Raw genomic sequence first — 15,091 nt, 5'->3', positions numbered from 1 at the left:
GGCACGGACGCCTCCCTTCGAATGGTTGCAACACTCCATTCTGGCACAGCGATGCCGTCGGGGGGCGTCCACCCCATCAGCTTTGTGGTGTCTGTCCACCAAAGCTGTCAGTCAGCTGTCGGCCCCAAAGGCGACATCAGAACATCTCCTTGGCAAAGACCGCGTCTGGCGCCTTGGCGACGTTCGTTGGCACCACAAGGTAGCAGGCTTGGCCCTGAAATCATTGAAGATTTTTTGGACAGGACGCTACCAAAGGTTCATGTTTTTGTTGTGATTTCAATAGCTTATAGGTAGGCTGGTAGCGGGAGAGGGACTTGAACCCCCGACCCCAGGATTATGATTCCCGTGCTCTAACCAACTGAGCTACCCCGCCAGGGCGGCGAAGGCCCGAAATCCAGCTTAAATCGGCAGGCATATCGGCGCGTTCGCCAAGGTCGCGCGGATATAAGGTTGCGAGGCCAAGCCTGTCAAGCATCGAAGTGGCTGCCGCGCCGGCATATTGCTGGCGCCTAAAGCTTTGCCGGGCAGACATTTGGGCGCACAGGCCGGGGTTGAGTTCGGCGAGGCACGTCGCTATGTCTCGCCCACGAAAGCCATGGTCAGAAATTGATGAAACCGCGCATTGCAGTCCTCGGTTGCGGATACTGGGGCAGCAACCACATCCGCACCCTCAAGGCGCTCGGCGCGCTGCACGCGGTTTCGGACGTCAACCCTGCGCGTGCGGAAGGTTTTGCCAGTGAGCAGGATTGCCTGGCGATCGAGCCGGAGGCGCTGTTTGCCCGCGACGATGTCGACGCCATCGTCATGGCGCTGCCGCCGCAGTTCCATGCCGACATGGCGGTGCGCGCCGTGCTCGGCGGCAAGGACGTGCTGGTGGAGAAGCCGATCGCGCTGACGGTGGCCGATGCCGAGCGCTCGGTGCAGGCGGCCGCCGACAATGGCCGTGTCTTCATGGTCGGCCATGTGCTGCGCTTCCATCCCGCATTCGAGACGCTGAAGGCGCTGATCGACAATGGCGAGCTCGGCGAGGTCCGCTACATCCATTCGCATCGGCTCGGCCTCGGCAAGTTCCACACCGAAAACGATGCGTTGTGGGATCTGGCGCCGCACGATCTGTCGATGATCCTGGCCATCACCGGCACCGAGCCAGTCGAGGTGCGCGGCGAAGGCGCTGCCCTTCTCGACAATCTCAGCGACTTTGCGCATCTGCACATGCGCTTTCCCAACGGCCTGCGCGGCCATCTGTTCGCCTCGCGGCTCAACCCTTACCGCGAACGGCGGCTGACCGTGGTCGGCACCAAGGCGATGGCGGTGTTCGACGATGTCGAGCCGTGGGAGCGCAAGCTTGCCGTCTACCGCCACGCGGTGTGGCAGGACAGCGGCCAATGGGCGTTCACCGCCAACGAGCCGTCCTATGTGGCGGTCGGCGAGGGCATGCCGCTGACGCGCGAGCTGGAGCATTTCATCCACTGCATCGAGACGCGGGCCGAACCGCGCACCAGCGGCGAGGAAGCCATCCGCGTGCTGCGCATCCTGACCGCCGGCACCGTCGCCCACACCAGGCCCTAAGCGAAAAACGCCGTCTATTCGGCGGGAACCCGCGCCGGCTGGACGGCAAGCCGCGTCAGCATCGCCTCGGCTTCGGCGCCGCGCTCGGAGCGCTCGATGAAGCCGCCGCCGAACACGCGCGCCTCGTTTCCGTCGTCGGAATAGAGCACGCAGGCCTGACCGGGGGCGATGCCGGACTCGCCGTCGACCAGCTCCACCGAAGTGACGCCGGCGCGGTGATGCAGCACCGCCGGGCGCGGCGGCCGCGTCGAGCGCACCTTGGCGAAAAGCTCAAGCCCGGCCGCCGGGATATCGGTTAGCGGGCCATCGCCCAGCCAGTTCATATTGCGCAAGAAGATCTTGTGGGTTTCCAGCGCCTCGCGCGGGCCGACGACGACGCGGGCCCGGTCGGCGTCGAGATGGACGACGTAGAGCGGCTCACCGGAGGCGATGCCGATGCCACGGCGCTGACCGACGGTATAGCGCAAAATGCCCTCGTGGCGGCCAAGCACGCGCCCGTCTATATGGACGATATCGCCCGGATTGGCGGCAGCCGGCTTCAGCTTGGCGATGATGTCGGAATATTTGCCCTGCGGCACGAAACAGATGTCCTGGCTGTCCTGCTTGGCGGCGACCGTCAGTCCCATCTCCTCGGCGATGGCGCGAACCTCAGGCTTCGACAGGCCGCCGAGCGGAAAACGCAGATAGTCGATCTGCGCCTGGGTGGTGGCGAACAGGAAGTAGCTCTGGTCGCGGTCGGCGTCGACCGGCCGGTAAAGCGCGCGGTGGGCGCCATTGGCGCCGGAACGGATATAGTGGCCGGTGGCCAGCGCATCGGCGCCGAGTTCCTTGGCGGTCGCCAGAAGATCGGCGAATTTCACCGTCTGATTGCAGGAGACGCAAGGGATCGGCGTTTCGCCGGCGACATAGCTCTCGGCGAACGGGTCGATCACCGCCTTGCGGAAACGCTCCTCGTAGTCGAGCACGTAATGCGGGATACCGAGCGTCTCGGAGACGCGGCGGGCATCGTCGATGTCCTGGCCGGCGCAGCATGAGCCGGCCCGGTGCGTTGCCGCGCCGTGGTCGTAAAGCTGCAGCGTGACGCCGACGACGTCGTAGCCCTCGTGCTTTAAGAGACCGGCAACAACCGACGAATCGACACCGCCCGACATGGCGACGACGACACGGGTGTTTTCGGGGCGTCCGGGAAGATCGAGGCTGTTCATGGTTCTTTCGTTCTGCGCGGCGCTTCAATGCCAATGGCCGGAATATAGGTCAAGCGTCCCGGCCGCGCCAGCTTTGCAGGCCGGCTCATTTTTCCAGCCGGGTTCAATGCGCGTGCCGGCAGATATCTCAAATGCCGACGAAAAGACTAACGCGGCGTTCATGATCCTTACCTATCCATTAGGGTCTGCTTAGCCAAATTTTAAAGCTGTGGCGGTAATGTGGTGGGGATTGGGTCTTTGAGTTTTTTGTAGAGAGTACGATGACCGATCTAATTAGACCGCGAGTCAAATACGTTATCGGGCCTGACGGCAGCCCACTTACCATCGCCGATCTGCCGCCGACGAACACACGTCGCTGGGTTATCCGGCGCAAGGCGGAAGTGGTGGCGGCGGTGCGTGGCGGGCTTTTGAGCCTGGAAGAGGCGTGCCAGCGCTACAAGCTCACCACCGAGGAATTCCTGTCCTGGCAGGCGTCGATCGACGAATACGGCCTTGCCGGGCTGCGCACCACGCGCATCCAGCAATACCGGCATTAGTCCGATAAGGGCGCTGATCCGCGCCCTTAAAGTTTGCCGGAGCGACGATCTGGGATTTCAGACCGTCAGCACCACCTTGCCGATCGGCCTGGTGGCGAGAAAGGCATGGGCGGCACCGGCCTGTTCGAGCGGAAACGCCTTTGCCACGTGGACGGCCAGCTTTTTCGCGTCGATCAATTTGCCGAGTTCCACCAGAGCGGCACGGTCGGGCACCACGGACATGCGCTCGACGCGGATGCCTTGCGTCCTGGCCTTTGCCTTGGTGGCATCGCTGACATCGAGCAGCGACACCAGAACACCGCCGGCCTTGAGCACTTTTAGCGATTGCTCCGCATGCTCGCCGCCGAACGGCTCCAGAACGAGATCGATGTCGCGAGCCTTTCCGGTGAAATCATCCTCTGTGTAGTCGATCACCTCGTCGGCGCCGAGCGAGCGGACGAAATCGAGCTTTTCCGGGCTGGCGGTCGCGACGACGTAAGCACCGCGCGCCTTGGCGATCTGCACCGCCAGATGGCCGACGCCGCCGGCTCCGGCGTGGATCAGCACGCGCTGGCCAGGATTGAGCCGGCCATGGCGGACAAGGCCTTGCCAGGCCGTCAGGCCGGCCAGCGGCAGCGCGGCGGCTTGGGCGTGGTCTATGCCTTCAGGTTTCGGCGCAAGCTCATCAGCCGGGACAGTGGCGAGTTCGGCGTAAGCTGCCGCCTGTTTGGGAAAGCGCGACATGCCAAAGACGGCATCGCCGACCTTAAGGCCGGACAGGCCGGAGCCCAGCGCCTCGACAGTTCCCGAAACGTCCCAACCAAGGATGAAGGGCGGCTCGCCAAGCAGCGGATAGTGGCCGCCGCGCACTGCGCCGTCGACCGGATTGATGCCGGCCGCCTCGATGCGGACCAGCACTTCGCCGGCCTCGGGTGATGGCGCGGGACGATCGGCAATGACGAGGACGTTGGGTGCGCCGAAGGAATTCTGGATAATGGCACGCATGGGAGGCTCTCTCCTGCTGGTTTGATATGCCACTATCATTTGGATAGTAATATTCTCTTGTCTAGTATGTACCTTTTTGATATATACGCACCTCATGGATAGCGAAGATTGTTTCCCTTCCGGTTATGACGCGTTCCGACGGACGTGCCCCTCGCACGCGGTGCTTGAGACGCTCGCCAGCAAATGGGTCCACCTGGTGATTTGTGCGTTGCGCCGGGGCCGGCTCCGCAACGGCGAATTGGCGGGCAAGCTCGAAGGCATCACCCCGAAAATGCTGACGCAGACGCTGCGTATCCTGGAACGCGACGGCCTGGTGCGGCGCGAGGTGTTCCCGGTCATTCCCCCGCGGGTCGAATACGAGCTGACCGAACTTGGCCAGAACCTGGCAGGACTGCTCAATCAGATCAGGGCCTGGTCGGAGCAGCATGTGCCCGACATCAAGGACGCCCGCGCGCGGGCGGCCGAACAGCAAGAAGATCTGGATGCCTGAGGCCGGCACCGTTCGGTGCACAGCAATAGCGCTCAAGCGCGACGCGCGTTAAAGCCTTGTTTTCAGCCGATCATGGCGCTGCGGCCGCCGGCTTCCGTGTCGCGCGCCTTGGTGTCGCGCGATTCGAGCATCTCGGCCTTGGAAAGCTCCGCTTCGGCTTCGCTCAGCAATGATTCGGCGACATTTCGCTGCTGGGCGAGGTCGCTTTGCGAATTTCTGAGGTTGTCGCGGCGCAGGCGTGCCGCCTTGGCGAAGGTCGGATAGGCAAAATGATTGATGTCGGTGATGCCGGCCTTCTTCTCTTCGGCCGCGATCTGAAGTTCCAGCTCGACGGCCATGCGCTCGAACTCGGCGATCATCATGTCGAGCTGCAGCAGCTGCCGCCGCTTCTCGCTCACCTGAAATTGCTTCAGCCGAACGAGGTTTTCACGTGACTTCATGATTCGGTACTCCCGGAAACGCACACCTGCACATATCGTCCAATTCACCCGGCAAGGCCCAGGCTTCACCCGTTTCCACCGGCTTTCCCGGAACTATGGGAAACAAACTCCTAAAGTTTTTTGCCGGCGGTAACCATTCGTTTACGGGCATTGTTAATCATACGGCTCAGGACTTAAGGGCGGGTAAAAATTCTGCTACTCGTCGCGAAACCCGGCCAACGAGTCCGAAGAGTCACTTAGTCTGGCTTATTAATGTGCTGCATTAACGGTTTGGGTCTGTGATTCATTATTGGATTCAACAAGGTGTAGAAAGGGGTTAAAAAATCTGATACCGTCATGGACGGGGAATTAGGTTTTATTAACCATTCGATGGCAGCCTCTGCTCAGGCAATCACTGCTCCGGTCCTGGACGGGTCGTGAAATGGTCCGGCAGCAGAAAAGGGGAATGAAATGCGCGTTCTGCTGATAGAAGACGACAGTGCAACCGCACAAAGCATCGAGCTGATGCTGAAATCGGAAAGTTTCAATGTCTATACGACCGACCTTGGTGAAGAGGGTGTCGATCTAGGCAAGCTTTACGATTACGACATCATTCTCCTCGATCTCAATCTCCCCGACATGTCGGGTTATGAAGTTTTGAGGACACTTCGCCTGTCCAAGGTGAAGACGCCGATCCTCATCCTCTCCGGCATGGCCGGTATCGAGGACAAGGTGCGCGGCCTTGGCTTCGGCGCCGACGATTACATGACCAAGCCCTTCCACAAGGACGAACTGGTCGCCCGCATCCATGCCATCGTGCGGCGTTCCAAGGGCCATGCCCAGTCGGTCATCACCACCGGCGACCTGGTGGTCAATCTCGATGCCAAGACCGTTGAAGTCGGTGGCCAGCGCGTGCATCTGACCGGCAAGGAATATCAGATGCTGGAGCTGCTCTCGCTGCGCAAGGGTACCACGCTGACCAAGGAAATGTTCCTCAATCATCTCTATGGCGGCATGGACGAACCGGAGCTGAAGATCATCGACGTCTTCATCTGCAAGCTGCGCAAGAAGCTCGACGCCGCATCGGGCGGGCAGAATTACATCGAGACCGTCTGGGGCCGCGGCTATGTGCTGCGTGAGCCGGAAGATATCCGCGTCAGCGCCTGATCCCGAAAAGTGGATGCCGGTTTTCGGAAAAGAACACAGTAAAACAATAAGATAGAGCCTCATCCCGATTTCATCGGAATGGAACGACCCCTGGTCAGGCGGCAATCTTCAAGGCGCGGAAGCACTCGAGCAATTGCGGCCGGTTGAACGGCTTCAGCAGGTAACCCTGGGCGCCGGCGCGTTTTGCCCGCATGATCGCCCCGACGTCGACCTCGACCAGCGAAATCAGAACTTGCGGCAATACCGGGCTTTCCATGGAGCGCACGCGGCGGATGAGGTCCTGCGCCTGCATGTCCGGCAAGGCGCCGTCGACGACGATGATGTCCGGCATGTCGGCACTGCACATCTCGATCGCCTCATGGCCGCTGGCGGCTTCGATCACCATCATGCCGGAGCCGCCCAGGATACGCTTTGCAACCTTCCTGATGACGCTCGAATTGTCGACGAACATGCAGCGTTTCATTCCCGGACCCTCTTTGCCATGCGGCGAACCGGCAGCGTCGTGGCATCTGCCGGGGAACATAGGCCGATCTGGTAAAGAAGCCGAAAAGCCGTTAGGTAAAATTTTCCTGAAGGTGTTGTAAGCGAAATCTTCTTTCGCAATGCTTCATCCAATCAATCCGCAAGTCCGTCTCGCAGATGTTAAGACAGTGCCGCAAATATGACCTGGAGAAATACTTCGCGCTCTTTTGGAGAACTTCAGCCTACGGAAAGGACGATCTCGTCGGCGGTCGCATGGATCGATATCGTCATGTTGGCTTCGCGGGCCAAAAGCAGCGTGTAATAGGGTTGCACCGAATGCGCGTCGATCGGCTCTTCCGGTCTGTGGCCGGAATGCAATTCCAGGAATTTGGGCGGCACGCGCAGCATCGGGCCGCTCGCCGCGAGCGCAAAGCGCGGCTCGGTCTCGAGGTTCTCCAGCGTGACCACCAGCCTGCCGCCGCGCGGAATGGCGGCGTTGGCGACGAGGATGAGGTTGAGCAGCAGCTTGACCTTGTTCTTGGGCAATAGGGCGCGGGTTCCGTTCCAGACCAGTTCCGGCTTCTCGTTCTTCAGGAAGGCGATGGCCACGGCCTCGGCGTCCCCGGTGTCGATCAGCATGCCGGCCGAACCGGCGGCGCCGAAGGCGATGCGGGCGAATTGCAGGCGGGCGGAGGCGTTTTTGGCGCTTTGGCGGATCAGCTTCATGGCGTCTTCGTCGGCGCCGCCTTCGTCGAGCAGCTCAAGCCCGTTGTTTATGGCGCCGACCGGCGAAATGATGTCGTGGCAGACCCGGCTGCACAGCAGCGCTGCCAGGTCGGGTGCGGAAAGGGTGAAAAGCTCGGCCATCGGCAAAAATCCCTGCAAATTTCACAACAAAATGACCGGGCGATCATGATCACGCCTGTCCACACGAATCACCCTCTCTCCCAAGCATTGTGAATACACAGCGCTTGTGCGTGCAGCAACAAATCCAAAATTATCATTGTCGAAAATGGTGTGTTCACGCAGCCTGGGTGCTGCGCGGGCCTGCGAAAACAGCCTTCGAACCGCCATGTTCATGTGAGAGTTTAATGGTTGAAAAAGGATTACGGCATAGTTTGCCCCTAACAGTCATCCTTAACGGCCGCCAAAGAGCCGTACGGGTGCGAGGCGTCGGCGAAAGTGCTCCCTGACGGAGATTGGAAGCATGGTTTCCCGATTCTACGACCGGACTTTTTTCCGTGTCATCTCAATGACGATCGCGCTCATCGGCCTTGTCGCCTTTTCGACATCGGCCGCGCGGGCGCAAGAGTACACCGCCCAGGAGATCGTTGATTCCGGTCATAAATTCTTCGGCGCGACATCGGGTGGGCTGGCCACGGTCGTCGAGAAGATTTTCGCCACCTATGGCCTGCCGAACGGCTATCTGCTCGGCGAAGAGGGGTCCGGGGCGCTGATCGGTGGCCTGACCTATGGCGAAGGCACGCTCTACACCAAGAATGCCGGCGATCACAAAGTGTTCTGGCAAGGCCCGTCGCTCGGCTGGGATTTCGGCGGCGAGGGCTCGCGCGTGATGATGCTGGTCTACAATCTCGACGATGTGAGCAGCCTCTATAACCGCTTTGGCGGCGTCGCCGGCTCTGCCTATGTCATCGCCGGCGTCGGTTTCAACGTGCTGAAGAACAACAATGTGCTGCTCGTGCCGATCCGTACCGGCGTCGGCGCCCGTCTTGGCGTCAATCTCGGCTACCTCAAGCTCACCCAACGCGCGACCTGGAATCCGTTCTGACCTGCACGATGGCGCCACTGCGGTTGGCCCTGTGATCCCACGGTCTGAGCTTTGCCGCGGCAGACCCTTGCCGCGGCGCCGGATTTCCGTCATGCGAAGATGGCAAAGTCGAACTTTGACCATTGCCTGCCGCCCATAACGGCCGGCCATGCATAACGGATAGTCATCTTGGTCCAGTCGATCCTGTTCTTTGTCCTCGGCTTTCTCTGCGCGGGCTTTCTGGCGCTGATGATTGCCCCGGCCGTCTGGCGGCGGGCGGTGGCGCTGACGCGCAGGCGCGTCGAGGGTTCGATGCCGCTGACGCTGGCCGAGATCCAGGCGGACAAGGATCGCGTCCGCGCCGAGTTCGCCGTTTCGGCGCGCCGGCTCGAAATGACCATCAAGTCATTGCGCGAGAAAGCCGCCGAACAGCTGGTCGAGATCGGCCGCGACCGCGAAGCCCTGAAGGAATTGGCGGCCGAGCGGCAGGACAAGAACCGGGTCGTCGCCGACCTCACAACCAGGAGCGAGGAGCTTCGCAAGCGCGATGAGCAGCTGCAGCAGCTGTCGGAGAGGCTTGCGGAGACCGAGCGCGCACTCGAAAAGCGCGGGCTCGAACTGCGAAAACTGGAGCACATGTATGACGACGCCAGTTTTTCGTCCAGCAGCCGGCAGATCGAGCTGGTGGCGCGCGAATCCGAGCTGCAGAAGCTGGCAAGCGACATTTCGCTGCTGCGCGGCCAGCGCAAGGAGGCGGACAGGCGCAGCCAGGAATTGACAGCCGAAAGCAAGGTTTTGCGGGACGCGCTGAAGGCCGAGAAGAAAAGAACCGGCGACTTGGAAAAGAAGGTCGAACGCCTGCTCGCCACGCTGGCCGATCGCGAGGACAGGCTGGAGCGCCGCGAAAAGGAACTGGTGCGCCTTCGCGAAAGGGCGAAAGGCGCTGAAAGCCCGCCTGCGGCGGCCCTTGCCGGCATGCCAGGAAGCCAGGTCAATGCGACCGCCAACGGCGACATCGAAAAGGCAAGCGCCAAGCTCGATGCCGACCGCGAGCGGCTGGAGGCCAGGCTGACATCGCTGGCACGCGAGAACAGGAGGCTGAAGACAGATCTTGCTGCCGTCGAAACATCGAAATCACACGCCGGAGACGATACCGGCAGCGCCAGCGCGGCATTGCGCGAAGAGATGAACGATCTGGCAGCGCAAGTCGTCGCCTTGACGGCCAAGCTCGACGGCCCGGATTCGCCGATCGCCCAGACGCTTGCAGCGCCTGAGGATGCGCGGCCGGAGAGCGGCGGACGCAGCCTTGCCGATCGCGTGCGGGCGCTGCAGAAGGCCGCATCGACCAACTGAGACGCCGCAAGCGCAAGAGCGAGACGCCCGGCTCTAAAGCGCGTCGTGTTCGACCGGCCTCATGCGACGCGCTTTATGTTCTTGTTTTGATGCATGTCGTTACCGCAAAACCGCTGCACACTTTTGCGCGACATGCATCAGGCCCCGGAAAAATGATGAAGTGCGATGGCTGACGCCGCTGCGACATTCAGGCTGTCGAAATCCTGCGCCATACCGATCCGCAGCGTCTGCAGGCGAGCAAGCAGGCTTTCCGGCAGGCCTTCGCCCTCGGTGCCGAGATAGAGAGCCAGCCGCTCGTTTCTCTTGGCATCGCGAATGTCGATTTGCCCGCGCGGCGACAACGCGAATTGGCTGAAGCCTTGCTGGTCGAGTATGGCGATGCAGCCGGCGGCGTCGGCAAAGGAGGCGAAGGGGACTTTCAAGGCGGCGCCCACCGAGACGCGGATTGCCTTGCGGTACAGCGGATCGCAGCAGGTCGGATCGAGAAGCACGGCATCCGCGCCAAAGGCGGCGGCATTGCGGAAGATCGAGCCCATATTGTCATGATTGGCGATGCCGACCAGCACAACGATCAGCGCGCGGGCGGGCAGCGCGCCGAGCAAGGCCTCAGCGGAGATGGCCGCACCTTTGCGGCCGATCGCCAATATGCCGCGATGCATGTGGAATCCGGCGATCCTGTCCATGATTTCGCTGGATGCGACATAGATCGGGAGCCCGGCAGGCGCCTTGCGCAGGACGTCATCGAGGCCGGCCAGCCGGTTTTCGAGTACCAGCACCGATTCTGCCTCGAAGCGCCGGGCGGCGAGCAGCGTGTCGAGCACCACCTTGCCTTCGGCGACGAAACGGCCTTGCCGGCCGGCAAGATCTCGCTCCCGGATGTCGAGATAGGCGGCGACGCGGGGATCCTGCGGGTCGTCTATGCGGATCGGATTCATGGCTTCCTCGGCCGACCATGGCATCGGCCGCGAATCGGGATTCGGTTTCGGAAGGCATGATGCCGGATCCGAAGCTCGGACCGTATCTCAGCGTCCAAATGGATGCACGCCGTTCGAACGGTCAAGCCCAATCACTGGACGCCGGGCCGAGGCCCCCTGGCGACGAGAAATACTTGATTCCCGCGGCACGGCCCTTCGGCCAAGCCGCTTCAATTCAGAATTTCGATCGGGCGAAGGAACCACACAGGGCCATGCCGCGTCATAGAAGCGGGCTCCTGCTGCAGTCCTGGGAGGACATCGATGATCAGGCTCCTCCTCGTCTTCGCCGCCACGCTTGCCCTCGCATGCGGCGTGGCTCGCGCAGCCAAGCTCGATCCAGCCACCGTCAATCAGGCCCAATTCACTATCGGCGAACCGAAGGGTGTCGATCCGATGCTGCTGAAGGCGCAGATCCTTCTGGATCGCGCCCGCTTCTCGCCGGGCCTGATCGACGGTCGTCTTTCCCAGAACTTCGCCAAGGCCGTCGCCGCGTTTCAGGCGGCAAACGGACTTCCGCCCGACGGCAAGCTCGATCCACAGACCTGGAGCAAACTCATCGCAACCTCCGCCAGGCCGGTGCTGGTGACCTATGAGGTGATGCGCAAGGACGTGCGCGGACCTTTCACCAAGCGTATTCCGGCCCGCTTGGAGAGGATGGCCCGCTTGCGGCGGCTCGGTTACCGCAATGCGGTGGAGAAGTTGGCCGAGCGCTTCCATATCAGCGAACAATTGTTGAGAATGCTTAATCCTGGCACCAGTCTCAGGAAACCAGGCAGGACGTTGGTGGTGCCTGATGTCGGCAGGGGCGACCCTGCCGCCGGGGTTGCCGCCGTCGAGATCGACAAGGGCGCTCGCCTGGTGCGTGTTCTCGACCGTGCCGGCAAATGGCTGGCGGTCTACCCCGCCTCGATTGGGAGCGACGAGAAACCGGCGCCAAGCGGCACGGCAGAGGTCAAGCGCGTGGTGCACAACCCTACCTATCACTATGATCCGGACTTCGCTTTCAAGGGGGTCAAGACCAAGCGGCCCTTCACTATCGCTGCCGGGCCGAATAATCCGGTGGGATCGGTCTGGATCGATCTTTCCATCGAAAGCTACGGCATCCACGGCACGCCGGAACCGGGCAAGATCGGCACGACCTTTTCCCATGGCTGCATCCGGTTGACCAATTGGGATGCCGAAGACCTCGCCTCCATGGTGCAGCCTGGCACGAAGGTCGAGTTCAAGGACGAGATTGCGCAGGCCGCCGAAGAGCGCGCTGAGTAGCAGGCGGACTTGGCAGCAAAGCGGACTTGCCGGCCAAACGGACTTGCCGGCCAAACGGACTTGCCGGCCAAACGGACTTGGCGACCAAACGGACTTGGCGGGGCGTTCTCCGCCCCGGCCAATCAGGTCCCGGCGCGACGCAGCCGGTGAGCCATCTGCGACAGTTCACCTTCGCCGAAAATGCCGTCCAGCATGTGCAGCAGTTCGCGTACCGCGCCGGATTTGCAGGAATAATAGATCATTTGCCGGTCGCGACGGGTCTCGACAAGGTCGGAAGCCCTGAGCTTGGCCAGATGCTGCGACAAAGCGGATTGGCTGAGCGACACTTTCTCGGCTATGGCGCCGACCGACATTTCGCCCTCGGCCAGATAGCTCATGATCAACAAACGTTTTTCGTTGCCCATCAGCGTCAGAAACGCGGCCGCAGCTCCGGCGTTGGCGACTAGCTTGTTCGAGACCATAGATCCCCCATGCCTTCCTGCTCATCCGCCGCTATGGGGGCAATAGCGTCGGATTCCATAGACTTTCCCTATAGATGCACGCCAGCGATTCAGCGTCACTCGCAAAGGTAGAACATTTCGCTCAAATCTCAAGGCTTGCTTTCCATGCAAGCCGATTAACTGTGCGGCTGTGATCAATTTGCCGATCGGGCAGCCTTTGCCATGTCGACCAGGACAGGCCTGAGGTCGCGTGCCGCCTGCAGCGGATTGGGAAAAAAGACCCGGCAGACATTGTCGCCGGATACGAGATCCATCCCGTCGGCGTCGAAGCCGGTGACGATCCAGCCGTCGCGCTCGGCCCCGCCGAAATGACTTGCGTAGAGGGCAATCGCATCGAGATGGTCGGCGTTCATGTGGTCGAGTGCCGATTGCTCGCCGGCGGCAAGCTCTTCAACGATTGCTCCCGTCGCGACCAGATCGGCGCGTTCGAGCAGATAGGCCTTGCCGAAGCCGCCGTTCAGGCTGGCGCGCTCCGGTTCGAGCCGGAAGATCGAGAAGTCGCCGAGCCCGGCATAGAGCTTCGCCTTGGGATTGCGGTTGAGGTAGCGCCGCTCGGCGCGGGCGTGTTCGTTCGATCCGCGTTCGAGCCGTACGGCGCGGCAGACGAGCGTCAATCGCGGATGCGCCAGCGGATCGCCCTTGCCGGGTTCGCCGACGAGCAGCGAGCAGCGCGGGTCGGCAAGGATAGCGCCGGTATGGGCGGACAGCATCGACACCAGGATCAATGGCGTGCCGTCGATGTCGGTGGCGACACCGACCCTGCTGGCCAGCGGCGAACCGGTTCCTGGCTCGAGCACTGCCAGCGCGCCGAAACGGGCGCTGCGGATCAGCGTCTTTGCCAGCCTGATCGCCTCGGCGTCGGTCGCGCGGATCACGTCTTTCCTGGGTTCGTCCAAAGCACCACCGTCGCGTTTACTTCGGCGCCATGCGGATGGCGCCATCGAGGCGAATGGTCTCGCCGTTGAGCATCTGGTTCTCGATGATGTGCAAGGCAAGTGCGGCATATTCCGAAGGCTCGCCCAAACGGGAAGGGAAGGGCACTGCCGCACCGAGCGAATCCTGCACCTCCTGCGGCATGCCGGCCATCATCGGCGTCCTGAAGATGCCGGGCGCGATGGTGCAGACGCGAATGCCGGAGCGGGCGAGATCGCGCGCCACCGGCAGCGTCATGCCGACGACGCCGCTTTTGGATGCCGAATAGGCCGCCTGGCCGATCTGGCCGTCATAGGCCGCGACCGATGCGGTGTTGACGATGACGCCGCGCTCGCCGCCCTGCAGCGGCTCGAGCTTCGCGGTCCGGTCGGCAACCAGGCGGATCATGTTGAAGGTGCCGATCAGATTGACCTCGATCACCTTGCGGTATTGGTCGAGCGGATGTGGTCCGTCCTTGCCGATCGTCTTCATGCCGATAACGATGCCGGCGCAATTGACCAGGATGCGCGGCTCGCCGAGCGTCTCAGCCACTTCCGCGACAGCAGCGGCACCGCTTTCCGCGTCGCTCACATCGCATCGGACGGCAATGCCGCCGATGTCGGCCGCCACCTTGGCCGCCCGCTCGATGCCGAGATCGAGGACGGCAACCCTGGCGCCGCCGGCGGCAAGAGCGCGCGCCGTCGCCTCGCCAAGGCCGGAGCCGCCACCGGTGACGATCGCAATCTGGCCGTTCGGGTTCATCTCGACGTCCTCCTCCGAGCCCAGACTATTCTGCCAAGCCACCGTGCGACAGCACCGGCATGGTCACGCCATCGCCGCGATGTGCTCGCCAATCCTCGCCTGGTCGGCGTGGCAAACCTCGCCCACCAGCCTTGCCACTGCGCCCGGCACGATCTCGTGCGCCAAAAGCCGGTCGAGGTCGACCGGACGCGGCATCGAGATCTGCCCACGCGGCAGCCTCTTGAAACCGAGCGGACCGTAATAGGGTTCGTCGCCGACCAGCATCACGGCCGGCGCGCCGGCTTTGGCAGCGGCTTCGAGCGCGATTGCCACCAGCCGGCGGCCGATGCCGAGGTTCTTGAAGGCCGGCTGCACGGCGAGCGGCCCTAGCATCAGCGCGCGGCCGGCGCCCGCGGCGATGCGTGTCATCCGTACCGAGGCGACGACGGTTGCGCCGTCGACGGCCACGAAGGACAAAGCCCGTTCATGCGGGCCACCTTGGCGGATCCTGTAGGCAGCAAGCACGAAACGGCCCGGCCCGAAGGCTTCGTCATTGATGGCTTCGATTTCAGGATCATGCGCCGGAGTTTCCGGCAGGTATTTCACGTCGGCAAGGCTCATGGTCTTTGCGTTCCGGTATGCGAGGAAAGGTTTGCTGCAAGCGGCAGCGTTCGCCAGTCAGCGCTTCATCAAGCGCGGGCGCTCTTTCGTCGTCGGTCGAACCGGATCAGGGCAAAGTCGAACA

General features: G+C 62.2%; 17 protein-coding genes and 1 tRNA gene. 7 read left to right on the top strand and 11 right to left on the bottom strand.

Annotation, left to right across the window (positions count from 1 at the left end; translation table 11 throughout):
- Positions 1-296 precede the first annotated feature (296 nt).
- A tRNA-Met gene (locus tag NKG95_RS14465) sits at positions 297-373 on the bottom strand.
- Between the two features lie 236 nt (positions 374-609).
- Here NKG95_RS14465 and NKG95_RS14460 point away from each other — a divergent pair.
- Positions 610-1,569 carry a Gfo/Idh/MocA family protein gene (locus NKG95_RS14460; protein WP_352466761.1) on the top strand — a complete coding sequence of 320 codons (960 nt, stop codon included), beginning with the start codon at positions 610-612 and terminating at the stop codon, positions 1,567-1,569.
- A 14-nt stretch (positions 1,570-1,583) separates the two neighbouring features.
- Here NKG95_RS14460 and mnmA read toward each other — a convergent pair whose 3' ends face one another.
- Positions 1,584-2,774 carry a tRNA 2-thiouridine(34) synthase MnmA gene (gene mnmA / locus NKG95_RS14455; protein WP_353020003.1) on the bottom strand — a complete coding sequence of 397 codons (1,191 nt, stop codon included), beginning with the start codon at positions 2,772-2,774 and terminating at the stop codon, positions 1,584-1,586.
- 260 nt (positions 2,775-3,034) lie between these two features.
- On the opposite strand from mnmA, the gene sciP reads away from it, so the two are divergent.
- The gene (sciP, locus tag NKG95_RS14450) at positions 3,035-3,310 is read left to right on the top strand and encodes a CtrA inhibitor SciP (RefSeq protein ID WP_023679563.1); all 276 of its coding nucleotides are present in this window, start codon (positions 3,035-3,037) and stop codon (positions 3,308-3,310) included.
- A 57-nt stretch (positions 3,311-3,367) separates the two neighbouring features.
- Here the strand turns inward: sciP and NKG95_RS14445 are convergent, their stop codons facing one another.
- A complete protein-coding gene (locus tag NKG95_RS14445; protein WP_023719277.1) occupies positions 3,368-4,294 on the bottom strand; it encodes an NADP-dependent oxidoreductase in 927 nt (308 codons plus the stop codon).
- A gap of 94 nt (positions 4,295-4,388) precedes the next feature.
- On the opposite strand from NKG95_RS14445, the gene NKG95_RS14440 reads away from it, so the two are divergent.
- Positions 4,389-4,784 carry a winged helix-turn-helix transcriptional regulator gene (locus tag NKG95_RS14440; RefSeq protein ID WP_353041213.1) on the top strand — a complete coding sequence of 132 codons (396 nt, stop codon included), beginning with the start codon at positions 4,389-4,391 and terminating at the stop codon, positions 4,782-4,784.
- A gap of 62 nt (positions 4,785-4,846) precedes the next feature.
- Here the strand turns inward: NKG95_RS14440 and NKG95_RS14435 are convergent, their stop codons facing one another.
- Positions 4,847-5,224, bottom strand: a complete 378-nt coding sequence (locus tag NKG95_RS14435; RefSeq protein ID WP_023719275.1) for a flagellar export protein FliJ — start codon at positions 5,222-5,224, stop codon at positions 4,847-4,849.
- A gap of 450 nt (positions 5,225-5,674) precedes the next feature.
- On the opposite strand from NKG95_RS14435, the gene ctrA reads away from it, so the two are divergent.
- Positions 5,675-6,370, top strand: coding sequence for a response regulator transcription factor CtrA (gene ctrA / locus NKG95_RS14430; protein WP_006203583.1), 696 nt, complete (start codon positions 5,675-5,677; stop codon positions 6,368-6,370).
- Positions 6,371-6,464: 94 nt separating this feature from the next.
- Here the strand turns inward: ctrA and NKG95_RS14425 are convergent, their stop codons facing one another.
- Positions 6,465-6,833 carry a response regulator gene (locus tag NKG95_RS14425; protein WP_352817924.1) on the bottom strand — a complete coding sequence of 123 codons (369 nt, stop codon included), beginning with the start codon at positions 6,831-6,833 and terminating at the stop codon, positions 6,465-6,467.
- A gap of 236 nt (positions 6,834-7,069) precedes the next feature.
- A complete protein-coding gene (chpT, locus tag NKG95_RS14420; RefSeq protein ID WP_353041211.1) occupies positions 7,070-7,699 on the bottom strand; it encodes a histidine phosphotransferase ChpT in 630 nt (209 codons plus the stop codon).
- Positions 7,700-8,084: 385 nt separating this feature from the next.
- Between chpT and NKG95_RS14415 the strand changes: the two genes are divergently transcribed.
- Positions 8,085-8,621: a DUF1134 domain-containing protein gene (locus tag NKG95_RS14415; RefSeq protein ID WP_245278600.1), complete on the top strand. Its 537-nt coding sequence runs from the start codon at positions 8,085-8,087 to the stop codon at positions 8,619-8,621.
- A gap of 168 nt (positions 8,622-8,789) precedes the next feature.
- Positions 8,790-9,953: a coiled-coil domain-containing protein gene (locus tag NKG95_RS14410; protein WP_353041209.1), complete on the top strand. Its 1,164-nt coding sequence runs from the start codon at positions 8,790-8,792 to the stop codon at positions 9,951-9,953.
- A gap of 137 nt (positions 9,954-10,090) precedes the next feature.
- On the opposite strand, the gene NKG95_RS14405 is transcribed toward NKG95_RS14410, so the two are convergent.
- Positions 10,091-10,888 (bottom strand): TrmH family RNA methyltransferase, encoded by a 798-nt coding sequence (locus tag NKG95_RS14405; protein ID WP_352787795.1) that lies wholly within the window; start codon positions 10,886-10,888, stop codon positions 10,091-10,093.
- Between the two features lie 300 nt (positions 10,889-11,188).
- On the opposite strand from NKG95_RS14405, the gene NKG95_RS14400 reads away from it, so the two are divergent.
- Positions 11,189-12,193 (top strand): L,D-transpeptidase family protein, encoded by a 1,005-nt coding sequence (locus NKG95_RS14400; RefSeq protein WP_353041207.1) that lies wholly within the window; start codon positions 11,189-11,191, stop codon positions 12,191-12,193.
- Positions 12,194-12,315: 122 nt separating this feature from the next.
- Here the strand turns inward: NKG95_RS14400 and NKG95_RS14395 are convergent, their stop codons facing one another.
- From NKG95_RS14395 to NKG95_RS14380, 4 genes are all read right to left on the bottom strand, one after another.
- The gene (locus NKG95_RS14395) at positions 12,316-12,654 is read right to left on the bottom strand and encodes an ArsR/SmtB family transcription factor (RefSeq protein ID WP_023719268.1); all 339 of its coding nucleotides are present in this window, start codon (positions 12,652-12,654) and stop codon (positions 12,316-12,318) included.
- A gap of 173 nt (positions 12,655-12,827) precedes the next feature.
- Positions 12,828-13,634 (bottom strand): HugZ family pyridoxamine 5'-phosphate oxidase, encoded by an 807-nt coding sequence (locus tag NKG95_RS14390; RefSeq protein ID WP_198030492.1) that lies wholly within the window; start codon positions 13,632-13,634, stop codon positions 12,828-12,830.
- On the bottom strand, positions 13,606-14,367 hold the full coding sequence (locus NKG95_RS14385; RefSeq protein ID WP_352642757.1) for a 3-hydroxyacyl-CoA dehydrogenase: 762 nt from the start codon (positions 14,365-14,367) through the stop codon (positions 13,606-13,608). The genes NKG95_RS14390 and NKG95_RS14385 overlap by 29 nt, the downstream gene beginning before the upstream one ends.
- Before the next feature lie 63 nt (positions 14,368-14,430).
- Positions 14,431-14,967, bottom strand: coding sequence for a GNAT family N-acetyltransferase (locus NKG95_RS14380; RefSeq protein ID WP_352482039.1), 537 nt, complete (start codon positions 14,965-14,967; stop codon positions 14,431-14,433).
- Between the last annotated feature and the right edge of the window lie 124 nt (positions 14,968-15,091).

Origin of the sequence: Mesorhizobium sp. M1423 (genome assembly GCF_040317575.1) — a bacterium.
Lineage (GTDB): Bacteria > Pseudomonadota > Alphaproteobacteria > Rhizobiales > Rhizobiaceae > Mesorhizobium.
Note: the sequence above shows the minus strand (reverse complement) of the source record. Positions and strands in the feature narration are given on the sequence as shown.

Excerpts from the sequence above, each read along its gene's own strand:
- mnmA (WP_353020003.1), bottom strand. The coding sequence starts at position 2,774 with ATGAACAGCCTCGATCTTCCCGGACGCCCCGAAAACACCCGTGTCGTC.
- chpT (WP_353041211.1), bottom strand. The coding sequence starts at position 7,699 with ATGGCCGAGCTTTTCACCCTTTCCGCACCCGACCTGGCAGCGCTGCTG.
- NKG95_RS14440 (WP_353041213.1), top strand. The coding sequence starts at position 4,389 with ATGGATAGCGAAGATTGTTTCCCTTCCGGTTATGACGCGTTCCGACGG.
- NKG95_RS14435 (WP_023719275.1), bottom strand. The coding sequence starts at position 5,224 with ATGAAGTCACGTGAAAACCTCGTTCGGCTGAAGCAATTTCAGGTGAGC.
- ctrA (WP_006203583.1), top strand. The coding sequence starts at position 5,675 with ATGCGCGTTCTGCTGATAGAAGACGACAGTGCAACCGCACAAAGCATC.
- NKG95_RS14380 (WP_352482039.1), bottom strand. The coding sequence starts at position 14,967 with ATGAGCCTTGCCGACGTGAAATACCTGCCGGAAACTCCGGCGCATGAT.
- NKG95_RS14425 (WP_352817924.1), bottom strand. The coding sequence starts at position 6,833 with ATGAAACGCTGCATGTTCGTCGACAATTCGAGCGTCATCAGGAAGGTT.
- NKG95_RS14445 (WP_023719277.1), bottom strand. The coding sequence starts at position 4,294 with ATGCGTGCCATTATCCAGAATTCCTTCGGCGCACCCAACGTCCTCGTC.
- NKG95_RS14385 (WP_352642757.1), bottom strand. The coding sequence starts at position 14,367 with ATGAACCCGAACGGCCAGATTGCGATCGTCACCGGTGGCGGCTCCGGC.
- sciP (WP_023679563.1), top strand. The coding sequence starts at position 3,035 with ATGACCGATCTAATTAGACCGCGAGTCAAATACGTTATCGGGCCTGAC.
- NKG95_RS14405 (WP_352787795.1), bottom strand. The coding sequence starts at position 10,888 with ATGAATCCGATCCGCATAGACGACCCGCAGGATCCCCGCGTCGCCGCC.
- NKG95_RS14415 (WP_245278600.1), top strand. The coding sequence starts at position 8,085 with ATGACGATCGCGCTCATCGGCCTTGTCGCCTTTTCGACATCGGCCGCG.
- NKG95_RS14390 (WP_198030492.1), bottom strand. The coding sequence starts at position 13,634 with ATGGCGCCATCCGCATGGCGCCGAAGTAAACGCGACGGTGGTGCTTTG.
- NKG95_RS14400 (WP_353041207.1), top strand. The coding sequence starts at position 11,189 with ATGATCAGGCTCCTCCTCGTCTTCGCCGCCACGCTTGCCCTCGCATGC.
- NKG95_RS14460 (WP_352466761.1), top strand. The coding sequence starts at position 610 with ATGAAACCGCGCATTGCAGTCCTCGGTTGCGGATACTGGGGCAGCAAC.
- NKG95_RS14395 (WP_023719268.1), bottom strand. The coding sequence starts at position 12,654 with ATGGTCTCGAACAAGCTAGTCGCCAACGCCGGAGCTGCGGCCGCGTTT.